Below are 6,782 nucleotides of genomic sequence, written 5' to 3'. Positions count from 1 at the left end.
AATTCGGACAAGCTAAGAGAAGATTTGGTTTAAATCTGTGCATGACAAAACTACCTGAAACTTCAGAAACGTCCATTGCTATTACCTTTTTGGTTGTCAATCTTTCCCGACTGCTTCGGCAGTTTTTTGGGCTTTTTTTGTCTTTCTTGATTTCTGGGCGAACAAAAGAACTAAGATGTCGGCAACGCTTTAATAAAAATTATGTTAAAAGTGATAAGTTTTACTCAAGTAAAACTTATCACTTGGGCGACAAATTATTGGCACTCAATAGCATAATTCTTTGAGCGACTTTTTCAGCAAACCCTAAGTAGGGAGGCACAATTATTTGTAGGATGGGTTAGCGGTAGCGTAAACTATGCGGGCGTTGGGTTTCATGCTTCAACCCAACCTACGTTCATCTTATATTTAATTCCACCCACCCACTTACTGATCAGGGTAAGCTGTTTTGTCTGTCTAGTTTGAGCTTGAGTCTCGGGCTGATCGTTTCTTTTCTCCTGTTACCTGCGTGGGGTAACAGGCGGGTTAAAATGACGATTTGGTATCAAGCTTATACCGTTATGGTTTGAGCTAGTTATTCTTTTTACCACCAAATAGGGACCAAAAACCGCCCTTAGTATTCCCTTCCTTTTTTTGTCCCTTCTGGTCTTCCATTTCAGTATTAGGATTAACTACTTTATCCAGTTCCCGTTTGCACCTAATCACCGTCGCATCTTTGGGGCGGGCTTGCCAAGCGCGATTGATATGAACCCGGGCCATGGAGAGTTGATTTTGTCGCAGATAGGCTAAACCGAGCAGGGCGTGACAGATGCTATTATCTGGTTCTTCCCGTAGGGCATCGCGCAATTCTCGCAAAGCTTGGGCGGGGTTATTTTGGTCAAGAGAGGCTTGGGCGCGGCGAATATAGGCTTCTAAGGGCGATTCCTTGGCTTTAGCTGGGGCTGCCGTGGTGGTAGCCGCGACCACTAACTCGGACTGGCGAGGATTGCCTTGGGAGATAAAGACTTTCGGGGTAGTTTTCTTGTTGCCCTGACCTTCGGTTAGCATCAGATAAACCAGATTGAGTTCACTGAGTTGGGCGATTTTCTGATAGGTATTTTCCAGGGCGGTATATTGATCGATCGCCAAAGATTGCAGGATTTTTTGATAGGCTAATTCATAGTTAGCGGTGGACTGGGCTAGTTTTCTAGCTGGTTCGCTATTGATGGTGATTTTACCCGAATCTCGCGCCATTGCCTTACCCATTTGTGTTAAAACAAGGCGGAATTCTTCCCGAGATAGGTCGCGGCCTAGATGTTCGTAGGCTGGGTTAACTAATTTGGCGAGTAACTGATGAGCCTGTTCCCTTTCGGCGGGGGTGTAAAGGCGACAGGTATCGGGGTGAAGTTTATAGGCGATTTTTAAGTAACGCTCGCGAATCTCCTCATGTTCGGCATCGATCGAGACTCCTAAAACAGCGAAGTGATCGATTAAATCAAATTGAAATAATCCCTGGGAAATCGGAAAAGGCATACAGCAGACCCTACTCTAAAATGATAATCCCATTAAAACTGAAAACTCCAAGAGGCGGCTTTTTGCAGAGCCTGGCTTAAGGGGGTGTGAATGTGTCCGTTAGTGGCCAGAATTCGCCCCGTTTCCATCAGAAAAGGACTCTCATCGTAGGCGCTAATTTTACCGCCAGCTTCTTCGATCAGAATAATTCCCGCGGCCAGATCCCAGGGATTAATCCCTCGTTCCCAATAACCATCTAAGCGCCCACAGGCCACATCGGTTAAGTCTTTGGCAGCGGAACCGCTGCGGCGTACCCCTTGGGTCAGATGGGTCAGATAACAGAATTCGGCATAATTATTATCGGGGGTTTGACAACGATCATAGGCAAAGCCCGTCACCAGTAAACTTTTTTCTAGTTCACTCGTCCGGGAGACATGGATAGGACGACGGTTCAGGGTGGATCCTAAACCCCGGGCTGCCCGAAATAGTTCCTTTCTAAAGGGGTTATAGATGACTCCCACTTTTGCTATCCCTGCGATCAGTAGTCCGATGGAGACGACGGATACGGGATAACCGTGGGCATAGTTGGTGGTTCCATCGAGAGGATCGATCGCCCAGAGATACTCGCTGTCCCTCCCTTGCAGTTTTCCCGATTCTTCCGCTAAAATCCCGTGTTTGGGAAAGTGACGGCCAATAATTTTGAGAATTTCTGTTTCTGCTCGACGATCTATTTCCGTCACTAAATCGCCCGATCGCCCTTTTTCTTCTATTGTCTCGATTTTACCCCAATTATCGAGGATAATTGTTCCCGCTGCTAGGGCGGCTTCGCTGGCAATGTCTAGGTATTTTTCTAATTGGCTGCTGGTATCTGGCACGATTAATCCCTAATCTATTCTTCATCTAAGGGTAAACCAAAACGCACTTTCCCACGGGCAAAAAAGCGACCGAATTGTAATTCATACACTTCATCCTCGTCTTGGGTGGCTACTTCCATATCGCTACGGGCATAACTGACACAAAGTAAAGCATAACCTCTGGCTTTTAATTCCGGCGATAGTCCAATCGCTTCTGGTTGATGGATATCTCCCGATAATACCCTGACCGCACAGCTGGTACAAGCTCCATTGCGACAGGAAAAGGGTAATTGATGACTCTGTTTTTCCAGACTGTGCAGTATATAGTTATCCCCTGGAACGGTGGTGACAAATTTTTCGCCCGTCTGACGATTGTGAACGGTGATTTGATGATATTTAGTCATAGTTTAGTTAGGCGGAAATTATAGATGCAATTTAGATAGTTCTAAATTTAGGGGCTATTTTGGTCAGCCACCTTGATTATATCATCAATAATTGCTCAAATAGTCTTCATCTTTACAAATGCCCCTGGACAACTGTTAACTTTTCTTTGGTCACTTGCTAATTTTTATGGCTCTTGAAAATTCATCTCTTTTAATCTAACTGCACCGTCGATAATTGAGATTTCCTGGGAGCCAATTTGCACGATCGCATCTAATCCCTTGCCGATAATTTTAACTGCTGGGGGACGACTTTTCTGTACGGTCATCACCAGAAAAAATTCCTCGCTACCCGTGGCTAAAATGCGCTCACCTGTATTAGTTTTCTCGACTTTTAAAGTCACGGGAGTTATAAAAGTTCCCTGCATATTTGCCCGATTTTGAGTGATAGTAAAACTATTTTTTCCGAGAGTAACATTTCCCTGGGTATTCATCACCCAAGTTTTATTAATAAATTCTGGTTGCTCGACTTTACCTAATAATTTATCCATCAAGACGAATAATCCGGGGGAACCGGAGGACAGACTGTAATCGACGGCGAAAGAGCGAACTAGAGCAACTCCTGCGGGTGGTTCAGCCCCTTTAACCCTAATTTTATCAGTTTTTAACGTAATTACTCCCGAACCATCGGGACTAGATTGAAAAGTCATCGGTTTTGCCTGGGTCCAAGGCGGTGTTTTCGGGAAAATAACGGTATTTTCTGAGTTCCAGTCGCCTTTTGATCTCTCAAAACTCGCCCAATGTCCTCCTAATCCCCAAATTCTCACACTAGCGACATCGGGAAAAGACCATCCTCCCACAAAAGGTTGCTGTTTAAGATAGATACTAGCGACAAAATCCTCTTCATTTTGCCAGCGATTACGAAAAGCATAAAATCCCTTTTGTTGATCAACTAAAACCCTGGAAAGTTGGCGTTCGGGATTTTCGGGAATAAGATTAGATGGATAAGCAGCGAGAAGAAAAGGGGCAATATGGGGATAATGGGGGTGAAAAAGTTGTTTTTCCTGTCCTTGTAATCGCCATTTTAGCGCTGGCAGCCATGATTTATCGGTAATTCCCAATCCGATAGTTAATAAAGACACTCCTACAAACATCTGATGTCTGCCATAAGCAGGAATCAATAATTGACCATTTTTAGGGACAATTCTGGTTAAATAATGGGGGATCAATTGGGCTGCCGAGGAACCAGTTACTAAGTCTAATCCGAGACTATTTCGATACCCTTGCAAAAAGGGAAAAACAGCGAGAACCATGGGTTCGGTGGTGTATAAATCTCCTTCTGTGCCAAATCCTCGATCGCCGATAGCTGTGGTAAAATAGCGTTCTAGGTGACGTTTGGCCATTTCCACCTGTGCAGAGGGAGAATAGAGAGAATCGGGCGGTAAATCTTCCTTGAGAATCGCTAAACTAGCTAATCCTGCCGCACCTCTGGCCCGCGCATTCCAGTTACTAACTGCCTCTCCATTCCATCCATCTTTGGGTGAACCACCTTTGAGAAGTTTTTTACTTTCACTGGATAACCAGCGAGTAATTTCCCGTTGGCGCTTTTCTCCCCAAAAATCATAACAAAGATCGTAAGCGAGAGCAACTCCTGCGACAATTGGTGCTTGTTCTAAGACTCTCCTTCCCCGATTTTTACGGGTTTTTTCGATAATTTCCCAGGCGATTTCTGCTGATTTTCTATCTTGATTTAAAATTGCTAAAAAACAATGACCTGTGGCATGATAACCACCATTAGGAACATAACCATCGTAATAAATTTTTTCTTGTAAACTGTTGTTTAATTGGGCGATAATAGTTTTACCGATGGGAGTTTTCGCTTTTTCTCTGAGATTAGTTAATTCTGACTTGCGAAAGATTAAACGGGGATGTTCTCGCGCTTGTAGGGGTTGATGATTAGGGACAGGATTAGGCCATAAAGGGGAAATTGTGCCATTAACTTGGTTTTGTAGTCTTCTTCCCCCTAAAGTGCCTTGATAACTGCCGATAAGTTGGTCTTGGTAGGGGACAATTTCGATATTATAGATAGCTTCCCTGACTTCCCCTTGCCAAGGGTGAGTTTGAATGTTCATTTTCACCTGTAATCGCCAAGCATTGTCTAATTTAATCGCTTTTACCGTACCTTGGTGATCCACTTCTTTATTGAATTTGAGCGCGTATCCCCACACCGACGGCTGACAAACAGCGTGATCACAGCTTAAATCTAGGGTCAGATTTTGATAAACGGGTTGATCTTGCCACAGTTTCCAAACACCATTTTTCAGGGTTAAACGAAGGTTGCCGGTTAATAGTTGCGGATCGATGGTTTCTTGACTTGGTGCGCTTGTACCACCTAGCAAAAGTAAGGGAATGGCCGCTAAAAAAGGAGATATTTTCATATTAAACAAGCGAGGGGAAATATCAGGTATTCTAGGAAGAATAATTTCCAAATAAATTGGTAGAATTGGCTGATTTCGCTTTTATCTTCTAAATTTACTCCGCGACTACGCCACCAAAGAAGAACAAGTAGGAGCAGATGGGCGACAATGGCCAGAGGAGAATTAATTCCCGTTATCCCCAAGAGACCGACGGCAATCATCCCCCCATAACATAGAGAAATTGTCAATAGGGAAATTGTTAAGATTTTTTGAGGACCGAGAAGCAGGGTAAAAGTGGTAATTTGGTAAATGCGATCGCCTTCTAGGTCAGGAACATCCTTGAAAATAGCGATCGCAACGGTGAAAACGAGAACAAAAGCTGTTAAAACCCAGACCGAGGGATAGATAGACTGATTTTGATTGATAACTGTGTTGTAGTGGCGAAAAAGACCTAAATTGACGATGACACCCCGGACGGTAAAAATACAGAAGGCGGACCAGAGGGGAAAGCGTTTTAAACGCACTGGTGGCAAGGAATAGGCAGTACCGATGAGTAAACTAATCCCCACGGTGATTAACAGCCAAAAACCACCGATAAAAGCCAGTATAATTGCTAAAATACCGCTTAAAACCACGATTAACCGTCCTGTTAACCGAGAAAATTCGCCCTTGGCTAGGGGAAGATGGGGTTTATTGATTTTATCGATGTCGATGTCTTCCAACTGATTTAAACCGACGATATAGACATTACCCGCAAGACAAGCGACCCAAGTGAGCAATAAAACTGGCCAATGGCTAAAAAAATCGCTAATATTGCCCAAAGCAATTAAATACAGACTTAAAACACTTAAAGAAGTGCCGATAATCGTATGGGGACGGGAAAATTTCCAGAGACTCCCTAACCAGTGGAGAAAGTTAGGCTGGGGATGGTTAACTGGAAGAAAAGGAGCTTGATTCATCAGACCTCCGGTAAAAATCAAAAATTGTTATGGTTGCTGAGGAGTCGGTCGTCAGTAGTCAGGAGAATCAATAATGAATAATAATCGATTAAATAGTCTATAGCGTTTTTCAGTCTGCTGAGGTACAAAAGTTCTGGGTTTTAGGCAAAAGGCAAGAGGCAAAAGGCAAAGGGGAAGAAAAACAGGTGTACCTCACTAGCTTAGGAAACGCTATATTTAGATAGTTTATGCCACTTAATCCTTATTTTTGACGTTTTTAAACCCTCAAAAATAGATTATGCAAGAGGTCGATCAAAAAAAATCAATCCGAGGACAAGTAATCTGTTAAAATGATAATCCAGACTCAAACCCTGTGGAGAGGTGGCAGAGTGGTTGAATGCGGCAGACTCGAAATCTGCTTTAGGGTAACACCTAACGTGGGTTCAAATCCCACCCTCTCCGTTGAACTGATAATTTAGTGCTGTCGTTCTCAGCCATAATTTTTGGTCAACTGTCTTAAGAGATCTAGCGTTGTCCTGGGTGGTTGGCGACTGGTAACTAAATTGGTTCTTCGTTACTTGGTATGGTTCGATAGGGGGGCATAAATCGACTAAATCCTTATCTGGCAAGAGACTTAATTGATTAGTTCGCTCTAGATAAAAAACAATTGACAAAAATCGCTAAATGCCTTTCTATATAAGGGTT

The 6,782-nt window shown here is 43.5% G+C and carries 6 protein-coding genes, 1 tRNA gene and 1 pseudogene; 2 read left to right on the top strand and 6 right to left on the bottom strand.

The genetic code is table 11. The features are described 5' to 3' along the window. Positions 1–276: pseudogene (locus O9332_RS13190) on the top strand (transposase); the annotation flags it as partial. Between the two features lie 291 nt (positions 277–567). On the opposite strand, the gene O9332_RS13185 reads toward O9332_RS13190, so the two are convergent. The 5 genes from O9332_RS13185 to O9332_RS13165 all read right to left on the bottom strand — a co-directional run bounded on the left by O9332_RS13185 (position 568) and on the right by O9332_RS13165 (position 6,098). Continuing rightward, positions 568–1,509 (bottom strand): J domain-containing protein, encoded by a 942-nt coding sequence (locus O9332_RS13185; protein ID WP_002760810.1) that lies wholly within the window; start codon positions 1,507–1,509, stop codon positions 568–570. 32 nt (positions 1,510–1,541) lie between these two features. Further along, entirely contained in the window at positions 1,542–2,363 is an 822-nt protein-coding gene (locus O9332_RS13180; protein ID WP_002760812.1) for an inositol monophosphatase family protein, read from the bottom strand. Positions 2,364–2,377: 14 nt separating this feature from the next. Then, on the bottom strand, positions 2,378–2,746 hold the full coding sequence (locus O9332_RS13175) for a 2Fe-2S iron-sulfur cluster-binding protein (protein ID WP_002760814.1): 369 nt from the start codon (positions 2,744–2,746) through the stop codon (positions 2,378–2,380). Positions 2,747–2,910: 164 nt separating this feature from the next. Then, the gene (locus tag O9332_RS13170; RefSeq protein WP_002760816.1) at positions 2,911–5,160 is read right to left on the bottom strand and encodes a hypothetical protein; all 2,250 of its coding nucleotides are present in this window, start codon (positions 5,158–5,160) and stop codon (positions 2,911–2,913) included. Further along, positions 5,157–6,098 (bottom strand): homogentisate phytyltransferase, encoded by a 942-nt coding sequence (locus O9332_RS13165; RefSeq protein ID WP_002760818.1) that lies wholly within the window; start codon positions 6,096–6,098, stop codon positions 5,157–5,159. Before O9332_RS13165 ends, O9332_RS13170 begins: the two co-directional genes overlap by 4 nt. 354 nt (positions 6,099–6,452) lie before the next feature. Here O9332_RS13165 and O9332_RS13160 point away from each other — a divergent pair. Continuing rightward, positions 6,453–6,539, top strand: a tRNA-Ser gene (locus O9332_RS13160). On the opposite strand, the gene O9332_RS13155 is transcribed toward O9332_RS13160, so the two are convergent. Continuing rightward, the gene (locus O9332_RS13155) at positions 6,521–6,751 is read right to left on the bottom strand and encodes a hypothetical protein (RefSeq protein WP_071825071.1); all 231 of its coding nucleotides are present in this window, start codon (positions 6,749–6,751) and stop codon (positions 6,521–6,523) included. The genes O9332_RS13160 and O9332_RS13155 overlap by 19 nt on opposite strands. Between the last annotated feature and the right edge of the window lie 31 nt (positions 6,752–6,782).

The sequence above is a fragment of the Microcystis sp. LE19-10.1B genome (assembly GCF_027530565.1).
In the GTDB taxonomy this organism is placed as follows: Bacteria; Cyanobacteriota; Cyanobacteriia; order Cyanobacteriales; family Microcystaceae; genus Microcystis; species Microcystis aeruginosa.
The sequence above is the reverse complement of the archived record's forward strand: the minus strand, read 5'-3'. Positions and strand labels throughout refer to the sequence as shown.